Genomic DNA, 15,848 nt, shown 5'->3' on the forward strand with positions numbered 1-15,848 from the left:
AGGCCTAGTCTCGAACTCATGGGCCTGCGACTGCGCGACACCGTCGGACATCAGCTACGCGAGCTTCGCTACGAGCCGACGGCGAAGCGGATCCGTGCCGAGCTGAACGGAACCACGGTGGTCGACAGTGACCGTGCGGTCCTCGTCTGGGAACCGCGGCGCGTCGTTCCCACCTACGCGGTGCCGGCGGAGGACATCGACGCGGAGTTGTCGCCGGAGCCACCGGGTTCGGTGCAGGCCGAGGGCGACGTCGGCTTCGCCCTGCCGGACGTGACGACGATGTCGGTGCTCGATCCGCGGATACCGTTCTCGGTGCACAGTACGGACGGCGAGCCCGTCGCGATTCGCACCGCCGACGCAGGCGCCGCCCAGGGGTTCATGCCCGGCGACGACGAACTGTCCGGATACGTGCTTCTCGACTTCGGCGGCTTCGACCGCTGGCTGGAGGAGGACGACGAGATCGTCGGGCATCCGCACGACCCGTTCCAGCGTATCGACGTCCGCCGCACGTCCCGCCACATCCGGGTGATGCTGGGCGACACCCTCCTCGCCGACACTCGGCGGGCGAAAATGCTGTTCGAAACACTGCTTCCGGTGCGCTACTACCCGCCGCCCGACGACGTCGTCGCGGAACTGCACCCGAGTGCGACGACGACGTACTGCGCCTACAAGGGCAAGGCCGCCTACCGGTCCGCGGTCACCGCCGGCGGAGTGCTCCACGACATCGCGTGGCGATACGACGAGCCCCTCGTCGACGCGTCGGAAGTCCGGGGACTCGTGGCGTTCTTCGACGAGCGGCTCGATCTGGTCGTCGACGGTGTGGCCCGGCCGCGGCCGGCGACGCCCTGGTCCTAGTACTCCTCGCGGGCGCCGGGATCGGCACGCCCGAGTGCGATCTCGAGTGCCCGGGCCTCGTGAGCGTGCCCGAGCAACTCGTATCCGACGACGGTGACGACCGGTGCCAGCATCACCACGATCAGGCACCACGCCATCGACACGCCCTGCGCCGCCAGCACGAGGGCGAGCGCAATCGTCGCCGCGGTCAGGACGAGGAGCAGGACGTGGAACGGGTCGGGAACCCGCAGCAGATATGTGTACAGCAGGTACACGGCCACGAGGTAGATCGCGACGGGGGCGGCGACGGAGACCACCGTCGCCGTCGCGCCGATGTGGGAGGCGTGTTCGATGTAGTACGCCGCCACGTGCAATCCGGCCCCCACGGCGGCCAGCGCGGCGAAGACCACGATGTGGCTGTACCCCCAGACGAACGAGCGGCGGCGATGCACCGCGAGCACCTCGGCCGAGGGCAGGGTGTAGTACACCCACCACAATCCGAACGTGAGTCCGATGCCCGCGACGGCGACGAGTATCGCATCGAGCGACCACCCCTGGTGTTCGACGACGGCGGACAGTGAGGCCACCGTGCCGATCACACCCTCGCCGAGCGTGATGATCACGAGCAGGCCGTGACGCTCGACGATGTGGTGTGCGTGCCAGGGTGTTCCGCCCTTGTACCGTTCGGCGATGACGGGGCTGGTCATCTCGACGAGGATGAGGACGGCGCCGAGGCCGAACGCGTATTCGACGGTGAGGGGTGCGATCAGCAACGCGACCCAGCCGATCTGTGCGAAAACGAGCGCCGTGGCGTACGTCAGCGACGCCGAGCGGTGGTCGGGGTCGTGTCTGGCGGCGCGCAACCACTGGAACACCATGGCGACCCGCGTGACGATGTACCCGGACACCATCACGGAATTGTCGAGTTCGACTCCGCGGTCGATGGACGCGAACATCTGCGGCATGCCGAGCGCCAGGACGACGACGCCGATCATCTGGATCATGGTGGTGACGCGGTAGATCCAGTCGTCGGTGTCGTAGGCCGAAGCGAACCAGGAGAAGTTGATCCACGCCCAGATGATCGCGAACATTGCGAACGAGAAACCCGCCAGCCCGGCCCCGACGTGTCCTTCGGCGAGAAGGTGGGCGAACTGATTGCCCGCGACACCGAACGCTACGACGAACGTCAGGTCGAACAGCAGCTCCAACGGCGTTGCCACACGGTGTTCCTCGTCCGGATCGCGTCCGACCATCTTCTGGACGCGGTGGGCGAGGCTCCTGCCGTTCGATGCCGATTCTTCGGGCGCGTTCACGGCTGTGCCGTTACGGCGTCGCCTGGTCCGCCTGCACCACGAGGTCGGCGACAGCGACGGGCTGGGATACCAGGACGGCGTGCGACGCGGGAATCTCCGTGATCTGCGCCCCCGCTCGGGTGGCCATGAACCGCTCGGACGCCGCCGGAATCACCAGATCGTTCTGAGCGACCATCGCCCAGCTGGGAGTCGACGCCCACGACGGCGCACCGCTGGGTTCGAGGTTCGCCACCAGGGCGGCCGACCGCTGGTGCGCGAGCATGTCGGCGGCCGTCGCGTCGGACACGTCCGGCGCGAACACGCGATGGAAGTCGGCCGGGTTGATGTAGCCGTCGAGGTTCCTGCCCGCGATCCCGGTGGGATCGTTCTCGACGACCTTCACCTGCAGCACCGGCGGCAGCAGCTGGCTGCCGGGGAAGCGGATCGGGTCGAGGTTCAGCATCACCGGCTCGCCCTGCGCCGGGGCGAATGCCGCCACGTAGACGAGCGCCTCGACGTTCGGCGAGTGCACATTGGTGATGACGGCGCCGCCGTACGAGTGACCGACGAGCACCACCGGTCCCGGGATGTCCGCGAGCACCTTCTCGATGGCGGCGGAGTCGTACGCCGGGCCGCGCAGCGGGTTGTCCGGGACGACGACTTCGTACCCGCGACCACGCAGGTCCGCGGCCACCGCGTCCCAGCTGGTCGTGTCGGCGAACGCGCCGTGGACCAGCACCACCGTCGGCAGATCCTGGGCGAGGGCGGGTCCGGCCCCGACGGTGAGCGTGCCGGCCGCGGCGATCGCGCACGCGGCGACGGCGGTTCGAAGTCGAAGAAGTCGCATCACTCGTCTCCCGGGTCAGGGCGGAACACAGTGGTCAGGGGCGAAGGGGACTGTGCGCCAGGAGCAGTCGTGCGACGAGAAGCAGTGTCGTACGACGGACGACGCCGTGGCCTGGCCCTTCGTCGCTGAGGTTACTCGCCCGCAGCGCGGTCGGCATCATTTCGGCTAGCGTGAGCGGAGGGGGACATTCCGCTCGTCCGTGCACGCTCCGCCGTCGTCAGGAGGAACCCCGTGGATCTCGCATTGCGCGGCACCGTCGCCGTGGTCACCGGAGCCAGCAAGGGCATCGGGCTCGCCATCACCCGGGCACTGGCCGCGGAAGGTGCCTTCGTGGTGGCGGGGGCGCGTTCGCCCGGCCCGGAACTGGAAGAACTCGTCCGCGGTGGAAACGTGGAGGCGGTGAGCGTCGACCTGTCGACCCCCACCGGCCCGGGCGAACTCGTTGCCGCCGCCGCTGCCCGGGGGAGTCTCGGCGTCGTCGTCAACAACGTCGGCGCCGCCCACCCGAGATTGACCGGGTTCCTCGACGTGACCGACGAAGACTGGATCACGACGATGAATCTCAACCTGATGTCGGCGGTGCGGACGATCCGGGCCGCGCTGCCCACGATGATCGCCGCGGGCCGGGGGAGCATCGTGACCACGAGTTCGGTCAACAGTTTCCTGCCCGATCCCACCGTCATCGACTACTGCGCGTCCAAGGCCGCGCTCACCAACTTCTCGAAGGCTCTGTCGAAAGAGGTGGGACCGTTGGGAATTCGGGTGAACACCGTCAGCCCCGGTCCGGTGTCGACCGCTCTGTGGCTCGGTGAAGACGGGGTGGCCGCCACGGTGGCGCGCGCGGCGGGCGGCGAAGCGGAGGCGGTGGCGGAGAATGTCGCGAAACAGGCGGTCACGGGCCGGTTCACCCGCCCGGACGAGGTGGCGGATCTCGTCGTGTTCCTCGCGAGCGATCGGGCGGGCAACGTGACGGGATCCGATTTCGTGATCGACGGTGGACTCGTCACCACCCTCTGACCGCCCGCGGACTACCGGCGGCCCAGAAGTTTCCGCATGCCCTCGGCCGCGCCGCGCACGAGTGCGTCGCGGGGGAACCCGCTGCGCTTCTGCGCCGCGTCGTAGTTGCCGCCCGCCACCCAGACCGGGCCGTCGGCCAGGTGCGCGAGCCCCTCCCGGGCAACGTCTTCCGGCTCGGCGACCTTCATCCCCGGCAGATCGAAGTTCAGGCCTGCCCGGACCATCGCCGGGGTGCGGGTGACGCCGAGAACCAGTTCGACCACGTGAACCCCGAACGGCGCCAGTTCGAGCCAGAGGCTTTCCGCGAAGATCCGGCCGAACGCCTTCGATGCGGCGTAGATGCTCTGGTCTTCCGACCCCAGATAGCCGGCCAGCGAACCGACCAGCACGATCCCGCCCCGGCCGCGGTGCTTCATCCTCGCGCCGAAGTGCTGCGACAGGTGCAGTTGACAGGTGATGTTCAGGTCGATGACGCGCTGGAAGCCGGCGAGGTCTCCGCTGACGAACTCGTGCCCGTAGCTGTTGGCTCCGGCGTTGAAGATCAGCAGCCCGACCTCGACGTCGTCGGTGGCCGTGCGGATCCGGTCGAGCGCGTCCGAGTCGAGGAGATCGAGCGCGAGGGTGCGCACCAGGACGCCGTGCGCGCGGACCTTGGCGGCGGTCTCCTCGAGTGGCCCGGGCTTGCGGGCGATCAGCACGAGGTTGATCCCCGCTCGGCCGAGTTCCTCGGCGAAGCTCGCGCCCACACCCTCGGAGCCGCCCGCGATCACGGCCCACGGCCCGTAGTGATCGATGTCGATCATGATGTGTCCCTTCGGGAATGGTGTCAGTGGACGACGACGGGAGTCGGTACGGGGTCGGGATCGCGCACCGGCACGGCACCCGCCTGCGCGGCCCGGGTGATCGACGCGGTCAGCGCCGCGCACCCTTCCCGGGGAGCGCCGGGGCGTCCCGGTCCGGAGCCGCCGATCTCACGGCACCGGGAGCGGGCCGGGTCGTCCCACTGAATGGATGTGTGCTCCCAGCTGTTCTTCTGGACCAGGACCCGCGCGCCGCACTCAGTGCACTGCAGCGGCTGCATCGGCTTCGCGCGCCTTTCGTGCGAGGTTCTCTTCCACTTCCCGCTTCCACGATTCCACGGGCCGGGTGGTGTCGAGTTCGAACTCGAACCGCTCGGTCATCTGCGGGGTCACCGCGTCGGCGTCGACGTAGAACTGCTCGTACCACCGCCGCAGCTGGTAGACCGGGCCGTCCTCCTCGCACAGCAGCGGATTCTCGATGCGCGTCTTGTTCTTCCAGATCTCGATGTCCTGCTCGAAGCCCTTCGCGATGAACGTGCCGAAATTCTTCGCCATCTCGGTGGCCGCGTCGCTGTCGAGTTCCCTGGACTTCTTGACGATGATGCCGTACTGCAGCACGAACTTGTCGGCGCTGACGGGGTAGTGGCAGTTGATCAGCACGGAGTCGACGTCGTGCGTTTCGTACTGGTACGTCAGGTCGTCGACCATGAACGACGGTCCGAAATAGGTGGCGTCCGAGCGGCTTCCGATCATCTTCGGCTGACCCGACGCGTGCGGGCGCATGTCCTCACGGGCCTGCCCACGCATGAACTGGCTGGCGACGTGGCCCTCGAAGACGTTCTTGAAGTAGGTGGGGAACGAGAAGTGCACGTAGAAGAAGTGCGCCATGTCGACGATGTTGTCGACCACCTCGCGGCAGTTCGTGTCGACGGTGGTGCGGTACCAGACCCAGTCCGTCCACTCGTCGTCGAGGGCGCCGTCGATGCGGGGAATCGTGACGTCGACGGGCGGCGGATTGCCTTCCGGATCGTTCCACACGAACAGCATCCCGTCCTGGTCGAGCGCGTGCCACGACCGGGTCCGCGCGAGCGGCGGCACCCGACGCGCGTACGGAATCTTCTTGCACCGGCCGTTGCTTCCCCACCGCCAGTCGTGGAACGGGCACGCCACCTCGTCGCCCTTGACGGTGCCCTGGCTCAGATCGCCGCCCATGTGCCGGCAGTAGCCGTCGAGCACGGCGAGATCGCCGGCACTGTCGGCGAAGACGACGAGTTTGGTGCCGAACGCCTCGACGGAGTGCGGCTTGCCGTCCCGGAATGCCTCGGACAATCCGATGCAGTGCCATCCACGGGCGAATCGGGTGGGCGCTGCGCCGGCGTCGATCTCGCGTACCTCGACTGTCTCGGACTGCTGGGTGGTCACGATGCGTCCCGTCCTCTCCTGGGCTTGTGCGGTGCCCTGCACGCTAAGTGAGCGTCGACGGCCCGCATCGCGTGGTCCCACTGGACGGGACCGCGCGGACGGCGGCGTTTCCCGTTGAGCGAGACGCATATCCACGCGCGGGTGCGATCGCCCTACCCTCCGACAGATGACGAACGAGGTCCTCAGATCGGTCCGCGCGCTGCTGCCCACGATCGCGGAGTGCGCGGACAAGGTCGACGAGTCGCGGCGGGTGTCCGAGCAGGTGATCCGTGAACTCGGCGACACCGGATTGTTCAAGATGCTGCAGCCCCGGCGGTACGGCGGCACCGAGAGCAATCCGGTGCACTTCTACGAGGTGGTGCGCGCCGTGTCGGGTGTGTGCGGCTCGACGGGCTGGCTGGCGTCCGTGCTCGGTGTGCACCCGTGGCACCTGGCCCTGTTCGACGACCGGGCGCAACGCGACGTGTGGGGCCACGATGATTCGGTGCTCGTGTCGTCCGCCTACGCACCCGTCGGGCGGCTGGTCCCGGTCGAGGGCGGATACCGGTTGACGGGGGACTGGGGCTTCTCCTCGGGCTGCGAGCACGCGTCGTGGGCGCTGCTCGGCGCGATGGTCGTCGGAACCGAGGGTCGCCCGGTCGATTTCATGACCGCGCTGGTGCCGCGGTCGGACTACCGCATCCACGACGTGTGGGACGTGGTGGGGATGCGCGGCACCGCGAGCAACGAGATCAGCGCCCGGGACGTGTTCGTTCCCGACTACCGGATCAAGCGGAACTACGAGACGGCGCAACTGCGCGGACCCGGGCAGAAGGTGAACCGGGGACCCCTGTACCGGCTGCCGTTCGCCACGCTCTTCACCACCGCCGTCGCGGCGCCCGGGGTCGGGATCGTCGCGGGATGTTACGAGCGCTATCTGACGGTCATGCGGGAACGGGTGCGGCTCAGCCTCGGTGGCGGCAGATTCGTCGACGACCAGTTCACCCAGGTCGCGGTCGCCCGGGCGGCGTCCGAGATCGATGCCGCAATCCTGCAGATGGATCGCAACGTGCGGGAACTGTGGGAGTTGGCCGAGGCCGGTGAGGAACTCCCCATGGGTCTGCGCCTGCGGGTGCGCCGCGATCAGGTCCGCGCCACCGAGCGCGCCCTCGAGGCGATCGATCTGCTGTTCAAGACCGCCGGCGGGAGTTCGCTGTTCCGCGGCAACGCGATCGAACGGTCGTGGCGCGACGCCCACGCGGGCAGCGCGCACGTGGCCAACGAGCCCGAACGCGCCCTCGCCCTGTTCGGCAGGGGTGCGTTCGGGCTCCCGGTGGAGGACAACCTCGTGTAGTCAGCTCCGCATGTGCTGAACTGCCCGGTAGGAGAACACCATTGCGGTGCCGAGCGGCACGCCGGGGCCCGGGTAGAACCGGCCGCTGAGCGATGCGCTGGTGTTGCCCGCCGCATACAGTCCGTCGATGGGGGTGCCGTCGGCGCGCAGGACGCGGGCGTCGGCGTCGGTCCGGACGCCGCCCTTGGTGCCGAGGTCGCTGAGCACGATGCGGGCCGCGTGGAACGGGCCCTGCGACACGGGGCTCAGCGCCGGGTTGGGCGGGGCGTCCGCACCCGTGCCGGGCGGGCAGAAGAAGTTGTCGTACGGATCCTCCCCCCGGTGGAACGCCTCGTCGACGCCGTGCTTGGCGAAGTCGTTGAACTGTTCGACGGTGCGGCGCAGAGCGTCCGCGGGGACGCCGATCTTCTCCGCGAGTTCCTCGATCGTGTCGGCCGACACCCAGGTTCCCGCCGCGTGGTGCTTCTCGGCGGAGATCTGCGGAATGGAGATGGCGGGCAACACGGGCCCGCCCTCCTTCGAGTCGAAGACGAGGTAGGACCCGGCGCTGCCGTGTTCGATCATCGCGCGGCCGAACTGGTCGTACGGCAGCGACTCGTTGAGGTACCGCTCTCCGGACGTGTCGACCAGAATTCCGCCGCGCACACCCACCATGAAAGCGCCCGAACCGTCCGGAAGTTCGACGCCGGGGCACCACCACGCCTCGTCGAGCAGCGCGGTGTCCGCGCCGACCTCCACCGCCGCCTGCAGGAGGTCGCCGGTGTTGGCGCCGCGCGGGCCCATGCTCCACTCGGCCCGGCCGGGCGTTCCGTTCTCGGTGCGCAGGGCCGCGCTGCCCTCGATGCCGCCCGCCGCGAGCAGTACGCCGCGGGTCGCCCGGATGCGGATCGTCTCGCCGGCCGCGTCCGTCGCCAGGGCGCCGACCACCCGGCCGTCCTCGACGATCAGCGCGCGGGCCGCGGTCTCGGTGCGCAGTTCCGCGTGCCCGGTGCCGTACAGGGCCATGAGGAGGCGGCCGATCAGGGCACGGCCCCCGTTCAGCGTTCCCTCGGGATGCGGTTCGCCTGCCCGGTCGACGTCGGCCTCCGGCCGGATGACCTCACGAAGTTCCCCGACCTCGTCGCCCGGCAGGTCGAGCGGGTTGATCGCGCGACCGTAGTCCATGCGGCCGGGTGCCTTGTAGTAGTCGGGGAATGCGCGCCACTCGAACTCGATGTGGGGATCGCGTTCGAGAAGTTCGACGACCTCGGGGGCGGTGCTGACGTACGCCTCCTGGCGGTCGATCTCCTCGTCTCCCACCACCGCGCGCAAGTACGTGCGCGCCTTGTCCGTCGAGTCGCCGATCCCGGCGCGCTCCTGCACGGCGGTGCCCGGCAGCCACACCGCGGCACCCGAGTACGCGGACGTGCCGCCGAACAGTGGGGTCTTCTCGAGGACGAGGGTGCGCAAACCCTGCGAAGCGGCCGTGTACGCGCCGGTCAGGGCGCCGCCCCCCGAACCGACCACCAGCACGTCGCACTCGGTTGTCCAGTCCTGCATCGTCGTTTCCTCCGTTGATGGTCTGTGGTGACTGACGGTCCAGTCGTGGGGTTCACGCAATCGCATCCGGGCGGCGTGCGGCACGTGCGGTCCCACTCACCGGACGAAATTCGAAGCTTTGCCGATCCAGTGCGAGAATCGACACCGGATCCGGGGCTGTTGCGGAGTGAAGGGGGATCGAGGGTGCCGAGAATCGCCGAGGTGCGGGACGCTGCCGAACCGAGTTCGGAGGAACAGCGGGCCCGCCACGTCCGCATGCTCGAGGCCGCCGTCGAACTGGCGACCGAGAAGGAACTCGCCCGCGTCCAGATGCACGAGGTGGCCAAACGCGCCGGTGTCGCGATCGGGACGCTGTACCGGTACTTTCCGTCGAAGACGCACCTGTTCGTCGCGGTGATGGTCGATCAGATCGACCGGATGGGTGCCGGTTTCAAGAAGAGTGCGCCGCCCGGGGAATCGCCGCAGGACGCCGTGTACAACGTGCTCGTCCGGGCCACCCGCGGTCTGCTGCGCCGCCCGGCGCTGTCCACGGCGATGATCCAGTCCACGAGCACTGCCAACGTGGCGTCCGTGCCGGACGCGGGGAAGGTCGACCGCGCGTTCCGGCAGATCATGCTGGACGCCGCCGGGATCGAACACCCGACGGAGGAAGACCTGACCGCGTTGCGCCTGCTGGTGCAGTTGTGGTTCGGCGTGATCCAGTCCTGCCTCAACGGCCGGGTCACCATCCCCGACGCCGAATCCGACATCCGCAAGGCGTGCGACCTGCTGCTGGTCGGTCTGTCGCACCGCTGACCGCTTGTCCGGCCGGGGTCGCCTCCCCGGCGCTCCCGAAGTGAAATTCATTCCTGACCGCCGAGTCGAGTCGGAATCCGTCCTTCGCATGACTAAGGGCATTGCTGTCTTCCAAAAAATAGAATAAATTTCAAAAATGAGCCGCGGACGTGTCCGCGAGCCAGAAGAACCCGAGCCAGAAGAACCCAAGGGAGCGGAACATGGGCAACGCCGTCATCGTCGACGCGGCACGGACACCGATCGGGCGCCGGCGCGGAGCGCTGTCCGGACTGCATCCGGCCGAACTGCTCGGCGCCGCGCAGCGAGGGGTCCTCGAACGGGCCGGTGTCGCCCCGGAGGACGTCGGGCAGATCGTCGGCGGATGCGTCACCCAGGCCGGTGAGCAGTCCAACAACGTGACCCGGCAGGCGTGGCTGCACGCCGGACTGCCGTATACGACGGCGGCCACGTCGATCGACTGCGCCTGCGGATCGTCCCAGCAGGCCGTGCACGTCGTGGCAGGTCTGATCGCGTCCGGCCAGATCTCCGCCGGAATCGGGTGCGGGGTCGAGGCGATGAGCCGGGTGTTCCTCGGCCAGGCCGCCACGCCGGAGACGGGCAACCCGTACCCCGGCGACTGGTCGATCGACATGGGCGACCAGTTCACGTCCGCCCAGCGGATCGCCGACCTGCGCGGGATCGAGCGGGGCGACGTCGACGCACTCGGCCTCGAATCGCAACGACGCGCCGCACAGGCCTGGGCGGAAGGACGATTCGACCGCGAGATCGTGCCGGTCACCGCCCCCGTCGTGGACAAGGCGGGCACACCCACCGGCGAATCCGCGGTCGTCACCCGGGACGGCGGACTGCGGGAGACGACGCCCGACGCCCTGGCCGCACTGAAGCCGGTGATCGACGGCCACATCCACACCGCGGGCAATTCGTCCCAGATCAGCGACGGCGCCGCCGCCGTTCTGCTCATGGACGAGGACCGTGCCCGCGAACTCGGACTGCGCCCGCGCGCGCGGATCGTCGCGTCCGGCATGGTCGGCTCCGACCCCTACTACCACCTCGACGGACCGATCGAGTCGACGCGGATGGTCCTCGATCGCGCCGGAATGTCGCTGGGCGACATCGATCTCGTCGAGATCAACGAGGCGTTCGCGTCCGTCGTGCTGTCGTGGGCGCAGGTGCACGGCGCCGACCTGTCGAAGGTCAACGTCAACGGCGGCGCCATCGCCCTCGGACATCCGGTGGGCTCCACCGGGGCCCGGCTGATCACCACCGCCCTGCACGAACTGGAACGCTCCGACACCGCCACCGCACTCGTCACGATGTGTGCCGGTGGCGCGCTGTCCACCGCAACCATCATCGAACGCATCTGAACCCCGAACGATCGAGGCCGACATGACAATGGGATTGACCGAAGAAGAGCGCGACCTCCGTGACTCGGTGCGAGGCTGGGCCGCCCGAACCGTGACCCCGGCCGTGCTCCGGGAGGCCGTCGAGGCGAAGACCGAGCAGCGACCGCTGTTCTGGAAGTCGTTGGCGGAACTGGGCGTACTGGGACTGCACCTGCCGGAGGATGTGGGCGGTGCGGGCTGCGGGCTGGTGGAACTAGCCGTGGTCACGGAGGAACTCGGCCGGGTCCTGCTGCCCGGGCCGTTCCTGCCGACCGTGCTGCTTGGCGCCGTCCTGCACGAGTCCGGCCGCACGGGCGAGCTCTCGGGGCTGGCCGACGGTGCGACCCTCGGCGCGGTGGCGCTGCAGCCGGGTTCGCTGCGCCTCGTCCGGGACGGCGGAGCGCTGACGCTGGACGGCGAGTCCGGGTACGTCCTCGGCGGGCAGGTGGGCGACCTGTTCCTGCTCGCGGCCGCGGACGGCGACGACACCGTGTTCGTGGTGCTCACCCGCGACCGCCTCGAGGTGACCGACCTGCCCAGCCACGACGTGGTGCGCCGCAACGCGACCGCGGCGGTGACCGGACTCGAGATCACCGAGGCCGACGTCCTGCGGATCGATGCCCAGCGCGTCTTCGATCTGGCCGCGACGTTGTTCGCCGCCGAGGCGTCGGGCGTCGCCGACTGGGCCGTGACCACCGCCGCCGACTACGCGAAGGTGCGTCGACAGTTCGGCCGTCCCATCGGCCAGTTCCAGGGCGTGAAGCACCGGGTGGCGCGGATGCTCGGCCTCGCGGAGCAGGCGCGCGTCTGCGCGTGGGACGCCGCCCGCGCGATGAATTCCGAAACTGGTACTGCGGAGGCGTCACTCGCCGCCGCGGTTGCCGGCGCCACCGCACCCGACGCGGCGTTCTCCGTCACCAAGGACTGCATCCAGGTGCTCGGGGGCATCGGCTACACCTGGGAACACGACGCCCACCTGTACCTGCGCCGGGCGCAGTCGCTGCGGATCCTGCTGGGGTCCACCGCGTTCTGGCGGCGGCGCGTCGCCCGCGCGACGCTGGGCGGTGCCCGCCGGGTGCTCGGTATCGATCTGCCGCCCGAGGCCGCGGACATCCGGGCCTGCGTCCGCGCGGAACTCGCGTCCGCCGCGTCGCTGGGCGAGACGGAACGCAGAACGTACCTCGCCGAAAAGGGGTACACCGCACCGCACCTGCCCGCACCGTGGGGCAGGGGAGCGGGTGCCGTGGAACAACTCGTGATCGCCGAGGAACTGCGCACGGCCGCGCTGAAGCCGCACGACATGATCATCGGCAACTGGGTGGTGCCCACGCTCGTCGCGCACGGCAGCGAAAACCAAGTGCAGCGCTTCGTGCCGCCGTCGCTGCGCGGCGACCTCGTCTGGTGCCAGCTGTTCTCCGAACCCGGCGCCGGATCGGACCTCGCAGGCCTGAACACCAGGGCCACCAAGGTGGACGGCGGCTGGATGCTGCAGGGGCAGAAAGTGTGGACGTCGATGGCCCGGGACGCGGACTGGGGCATCTGCCTCGCCCGCACCGACGCCTCGGTCCCCAAACACAAGGGATTGTCGTACTTCCTGATCGACATGAAGGCGAGCGAGGGCCTGGACATCCGGCCGCTGCGCGAGATCACCGGCGAGGCCCTGTTCAACGAGGTGTTCCTCGACGACGTCTTCGTCCCCGACGAACTCCTCGTCGGCGAACCGGGCGACGGCTGGAAGCTGGCCCGCACCACCCTCGCCAACGAACGCGTGTCGCTGTCGCACGACTCCTCGCTGGGGTCCGGGGGCGAGGCGCTGCTGACCCTGGCCGGTGAACTGCCCGGCGGCATCGACGACGAGCAGTTGACCGTGCTCGGCAAGGTCCTCTGCGACGCGCAGTCCGGCGGGTTGATGGCGCTGCGCACCACCGTGCGCTCGATCGCGGGCGGGCAACCGGGAGCCGAGTCGTCGATCGCGAAACTGCTCGGCGTCGAACACATCCAGCAGGTGTGGGAGGTGGCGATGGACTGGGCGGGACCGCGGGCCCTGCTCGGCGACCGGCCCCGCACGTCGGACATGCAGATGTTCCTGAACTCGCAGTGCATGTCGATCGCGGGCGGCACCACCAACGTCCAGCTCAGCATCATCGGCGAACGGCTGCTGGGGTTGCCCCGCGATCCCGAGCCCGGACAGGGAGCGGTGGCCTGATGGCGATCGACCTGAAGGCGGCGCTGGCCGCGGACCCGGCCGTGCGCGAACTGTCGTGGACCGAACGCGACGTGATGCTCTACCACCTCGGACTCGGCGCCGGCGAGAACACCCGGGACCCGGCGGAACTGCGCTGGGTGTACGAGAAGAACCTGCGGGTGCTGCCGACGTTCGCGCTCGTCGCGGGGCAGGGCATCTCGGCGGGCGACGTACCGCAGGCCGGGCTGAGCCTGCCCGGCATCGACATCGACCTGCGCAAGATCCTGCATGGCGGCCAGTCGCTCACCGTGCACGCGCCGATCCCCGCCTCGGGCGGGGCCCGGGTGTCCTCGCGGGTGGCCGACGTGTGGGACAAGGGCAAGGCCGCCGTCATCGTGCTCGAACAGACGGCCACCGACTCGGGCGGGAACCCGTTGTGGACCACGGGGATGCAGATCTGGGCCCGTGATGAGGGCGGGTTCGGCGGCTCCCCGGGACCCGAGTCGGTGGCCACGATCCCCGAACGGGAGCCCGACAAGGTGCTCGTGTCCCGCACCGGGACGGCGCAGGCGCTGCTGTACCGGCTCAGCGGCGACCTCAACCCACTGCATGCGGACCCCGAGTTCGCCGCCGCGGCCGGGTTCGAAAGGCCGATCCTGCACGGGCTCGCGTCGTACGGTGTGGTGTGCAAGGCCGTCGTCGACGGGATGCTGGACGGCGATCCCACGCGACTGCGCCACTACGCGGTGCGGTTCGCGGGCTCGCTGTACCCCGGCGACACCGTCGAGACGGCGGTCTGGCAGGAGGGCGACCGGCTCACCCTCCGCGCGACGTGCCCCGACCGGGCCGGGCAACCGGTGCTGACCCAGGCGACGATGGAGGTGACCGGATGAGCGTCGGAACGCACCCCACGTTCGAGAACAGTCCGCCGGGAACGGTGCTCACGTCGCCACCCGACGGTTCCGCCGTCGACCGGGCGACCGGGGCCGCCCGGCGTGTGGTCGACGCGTTGCTGCGCACCGACCGCGGCAACGCCAACCTCGAGCGCGTCGCGGAGGAGTTGAACAGCATCGCCGAACACCTCGAGGAACACGCCCCCGCCGTCGCGGAGCGGCTGATCGACATGTGGAACGGCGAGGGCGTCACCCGGCACGATCCCGTCACCGGACCCGAGAACGCGCTCGCGCCGCCCCTGGTCCTCGAGGGCCTGCCGGACGGATCGGTCCGGGGCACCGTCACCCTGACCATCCCGTACCAGGGGCCGCCCGGGCACGTCCACGGCGGAGTGTCGGCGCTCCTGCTCGACCACGTCCTCGGCGTCGCCAACGCATGGGGTGGAAAGGCGGGCATGACAGCGCAGTTGAGCACCCGCTACCACCGCCCGACGCCGCTGTTCGAACCGCTCACCCTGACCGGGAAGCTGATGACGGTCGACGGCCGCAAGATCACCACCGCCGGCGACATCCGGACCGCGGACGGCCAGGTGTGCGTCTCCGTCGAGGGACTGTTCGTCGACAAGACCGTGCCCCGCCCACGATGACCCCGATCAGGAGCAGACCGTGACGTCACCGCAGCGTTTCGAGAACAAGGTCGTCTTCGTCACCGGCGCCGCCCGCGGGCAGGGCCGCGCCGAGGCTGTCCGGTTCGCGTCCGAGGGCGCGGACGTCATCGCGATCGACGCCTGCACCGAATTCGCGTCCACGCCCTATCCCGGCGCCACCCGGGTCGACCTGGCCGAGACGGTCCGGCTGGTCGAGTCGACCGGTCGGAGGATCGTCGCGGCCACCGCCGACGTGCGCGACTTCGACGGCCTCTCGCGGGCACTGGCCGACGGCATCGACCGGCTGGGCCGCCTCGACGTCGTGATCGCGAACGCGGGCATCTGCTCGGGGGCGCTGTCGTGGGAGATCACCGCCGAGCAGTGGCAGGAGACGGTCGACGTCAACCTCACGGGAACATTCCACACCGCGAAGGCGGCGATTCCGTACCTGATCGAACAGGGTGAGGGCGGCGCCGTCGTCTTCACCAGTTCGGTGTCCGGGTTGAAGGGCACCCCGTTCACCGGGCACTACGTCGCCACCAAGCACGGCATCACCGGGCTGGCCAAGACGATGGCGAACGAACTCGGAGAGCACCGCATCCGAGTCAACACCGTGCACCCGGCGGGGGTCGACACCGGCATGAAGATGCGCGACCTGCACCCGCTCATCACGAAGTACGCGTCGACTCTCGGCTCGATCTACCAGAACACGCTGCCCTACACCATCACCCAGCCGGAAGACGTCGCCGCCGTCGTCGCCTGGGTGTGTTCCGACGAAGCGAAGTACATCACCGGGGCGCAGATCCCCGTCGATCTCGGCAACCTCATCCGCTGACGTTCGCCCGGCAATGCCTCGCCCGAA

The 15,848-nt window shown here is 69.4% G+C and carries 15 protein-coding genes; 9 read left to right on the forward strand and 6 right to left on the reverse strand.

The window, feature by feature from the left end; genetic code table 11:
- Positions 1 to 18: 18 nt before the first annotated feature.
- Entirely contained in the window at positions 19 to 855 is an 837-nt protein-coding gene (locus P3H15_RS02045) for a DUF427 domain-containing protein (protein WP_276135725.1), read from the forward strand.
- Here P3H15_RS02045 and P3H15_RS02050 read toward each other — a convergent pair.
- The gene (locus P3H15_RS02050; protein ID WP_276135766.1) at positions 852 to 2,087 is read right to left on the reverse strand and encodes a low temperature requirement protein A; all 1,236 of its coding nucleotides are present in this window, start codon (positions 2,085 to 2,087) and stop codon (positions 852 to 854) included. The genes P3H15_RS02045 and P3H15_RS02050 overlap by 4 nt on opposite strands.
- 70 nt (positions 2,088 to 2,157) lie before the next feature.
- Positions 2,158 to 2,973, reverse strand: a complete 816-nt coding sequence (locus P3H15_RS02055; RefSeq protein WP_276135726.1) for an alpha/beta fold hydrolase — start codon at positions 2,971 to 2,973, stop codon at positions 2,158 to 2,160.
- Between the two features lie 231 nt (positions 2,974 to 3,204).
- Between P3H15_RS02055 and P3H15_RS02060 the strand changes: the two genes are divergently transcribed.
- Positions 3,205 to 3,990, forward strand: coding sequence for an SDR family NAD(P)-dependent oxidoreductase (locus tag P3H15_RS02060; RefSeq protein ID WP_276135727.1), 786 nt, complete (start codon positions 3,205 to 3,207; stop codon positions 3,988 to 3,990).
- Between the two features lie 11 nt (positions 3,991 to 4,001).
- Here the strand turns inward: P3H15_RS02060 and P3H15_RS02065 are convergent, their stop codons facing one another.
- The 3 genes from P3H15_RS02065 to P3H15_RS02075 are packed head-to-tail and all read right to left on the reverse strand — an operon-like array spanning position 4,002 to position 6,212.
- Positions 4,002 to 4,793, reverse strand: a complete 792-nt coding sequence (locus P3H15_RS02065) for an SDR family oxidoreductase (RefSeq protein ID WP_276135728.1) — start codon at positions 4,791 to 4,793, stop codon at positions 4,002 to 4,004.
- Positions 4,794 to 4,816: 23 nt separating this feature from the next.
- Positions 4,817 to 5,071 (reverse strand): hypothetical protein, encoded by a 255-nt coding sequence (locus P3H15_RS02070; RefSeq protein ID WP_276135729.1) that lies wholly within the window; start codon positions 5,069 to 5,071, stop codon positions 4,817 to 4,819.
- A complete protein-coding gene (locus P3H15_RS02075; protein ID WP_276135730.1) occupies positions 5,049 to 6,212 on the reverse strand; it encodes a Rieske 2Fe-2S domain-containing protein in 1,164 nt (387 codons plus the stop codon). Before P3H15_RS02075 ends, P3H15_RS02070 begins: the two co-directional genes overlap by 23 nt.
- Positions 6,213 to 6,378: 166 nt before the next feature.
- Between P3H15_RS02075 and hsaA the strand changes: the two genes are divergently transcribed.
- On the forward strand, positions 6,379 to 7,545 hold the full coding sequence (gene hsaA, locus P3H15_RS02080; RefSeq protein ID WP_276135731.1) for a 3-hydroxy-9,10-secoandrosta-1,3,5(10)-triene-9,17-dione monooxygenase oxygenase subunit: 1,167 nt from the start codon (positions 6,379 to 6,381) through the stop codon (positions 7,543 to 7,545).
- On the opposite strand, the gene P3H15_RS02085 is transcribed toward hsaA, so the two are convergent.
- A complete protein-coding gene (locus tag P3H15_RS02085) occupies positions 7,546 to 9,084 on the reverse strand; it encodes an FAD-dependent oxidoreductase (protein ID WP_276135732.1) in 1,539 nt (512 codons plus the stop codon).
- Between the two features lie 183 nt (positions 9,085 to 9,267).
- Between P3H15_RS02085 and P3H15_RS02090 the strand changes: the two genes are divergently transcribed.
- From P3H15_RS02090 to P3H15_RS02115, 6 genes are all read left to right on the forward strand, one after another.
- Positions 9,268 to 9,879, forward strand: a complete 612-nt coding sequence (locus P3H15_RS02090; RefSeq protein WP_072940808.1) for a TetR family transcriptional regulator — start codon at positions 9,268 to 9,270, stop codon at positions 9,877 to 9,879.
- 200 nt (positions 9,880 to 10,079) lie between these two features.
- A complete protein-coding gene (locus P3H15_RS02095) occupies positions 10,080 to 11,243 on the forward strand; it encodes a steroid 3-ketoacyl-CoA thiolase (protein WP_276135767.1) in 1,164 nt (387 codons plus the stop codon).
- Positions 11,244 to 11,265: 22 nt separating this feature from the next.
- Positions 11,266 to 13,467 carry an acyl-CoA dehydrogenase gene (locus tag P3H15_RS02100; protein ID WP_276135733.1) on the forward strand — a complete coding sequence of 734 codons (2,202 nt, stop codon included), beginning with the start codon at positions 11,266 to 11,268 and terminating at the stop codon, positions 13,465 to 13,467.
- Positions 13,467 to 14,339 carry a MaoC/PaaZ C-terminal domain-containing protein gene (locus P3H15_RS02105; RefSeq protein ID WP_276135734.1) on the forward strand — a complete coding sequence of 291 codons (873 nt, stop codon included), beginning with the start codon at positions 13,467 to 13,469 and terminating at the stop codon, positions 14,337 to 14,339. The genes P3H15_RS02100 and P3H15_RS02105 overlap by 1 nt, the downstream gene beginning before the upstream one ends.
- On the forward strand, positions 14,336 to 14,986 hold the full coding sequence (locus tag P3H15_RS02110; RefSeq protein WP_276135735.1) for a PaaI family thioesterase: 651 nt from the start codon (positions 14,336 to 14,338) through the stop codon (positions 14,984 to 14,986). The genes P3H15_RS02105 and P3H15_RS02110 overlap by 4 nt, the downstream gene beginning before the upstream one ends.
- A gap of 19 nt (positions 14,987 to 15,005) precedes the next feature.
- Complete coding sequence (locus P3H15_RS02115; RefSeq protein ID WP_276135736.1) at positions 15,006 to 15,821, forward strand: mycofactocin-coupled SDR family oxidoreductase; 816 nt, start codon at positions 15,006 to 15,008, stop codon at positions 15,819 to 15,821.
- Positions 15,822 to 15,848: the final 27 nt, after the last annotated feature.

The sequence above is a fragment of the Rhodococcus sp. T2V genome, assembly GCF_029269925.1.
GTDB lineage: Bacteria > Actinomycetota > Actinomycetes > Mycobacteriales > Mycobacteriaceae > Rhodococcus_F > Rhodococcus_F koreensis.

Bases quoted from the DNA above. Each gene is read 5' to 3' on its own strand.
- P3H15_RS02045 (WP_276135725.1), top strand. From the start codon at position 19: ATGGGCCTGCGACTGCGCGACACCGTCGGACATCAGCTACGCGAGCTT.
- P3H15_RS02110 (WP_276135735.1), top strand. From the start codon at position 14,336: ATGAGCGTCGGAACGCACCCCACGTTCGAGAACAGTCCGCCGGGAACG.
- P3H15_RS02065 (WP_276135728.1), bottom strand. From the start codon at position 4,793: ATGATCGACATCGATCACTACGGGCCGTGGGCCGTGATCGCGGGCGGC.
- P3H15_RS02105 (WP_276135734.1), top strand. From the start codon at position 13,467: ATGGCGATCGACCTGAAGGCGGCGCTGGCCGCGGACCCGGCCGTGCGC.
- P3H15_RS02100 (WP_276135733.1), top strand. From the start codon at position 11,266: ATGACAATGGGATTGACCGAAGAAGAGCGCGACCTCCGTGACTCGGTG.
- P3H15_RS02095 (WP_276135767.1), top strand. From the start codon at position 10,080: ATGGGCAACGCCGTCATCGTCGACGCGGCACGGACACCGATCGGGCGC.
- P3H15_RS02070 (WP_276135729.1), bottom strand. From the start codon at position 5,071: ATGCAGCCGCTGCAGTGCACTGAGTGCGGCGCGCGGGTCCTGGTCCAG.
- P3H15_RS02050 (WP_276135766.1), bottom strand. From the start codon at position 2,087: ATGGTCGGACGCGATCCGGACGAGGAACACCGTGTGGCAACGCCGTTG.
- hsaA (WP_276135731.1), top strand. From the start codon at position 6,379: ATGACGAACGAGGTCCTCAGATCGGTCCGCGCGCTGCTGCCCACGATC.
- P3H15_RS02085 (WP_276135732.1), bottom strand. From the start codon at position 9,084: ATGCAGGACTGGACAACCGAGTGCGACGTGCTGGTGGTCGGTTCGGGG.
- P3H15_RS02055 (WP_276135726.1), bottom strand. From the start codon at position 2,973: ATGCGACTTCTTCGACTTCGAACCGCCGTCGCCGCGTGCGCGATCGCC.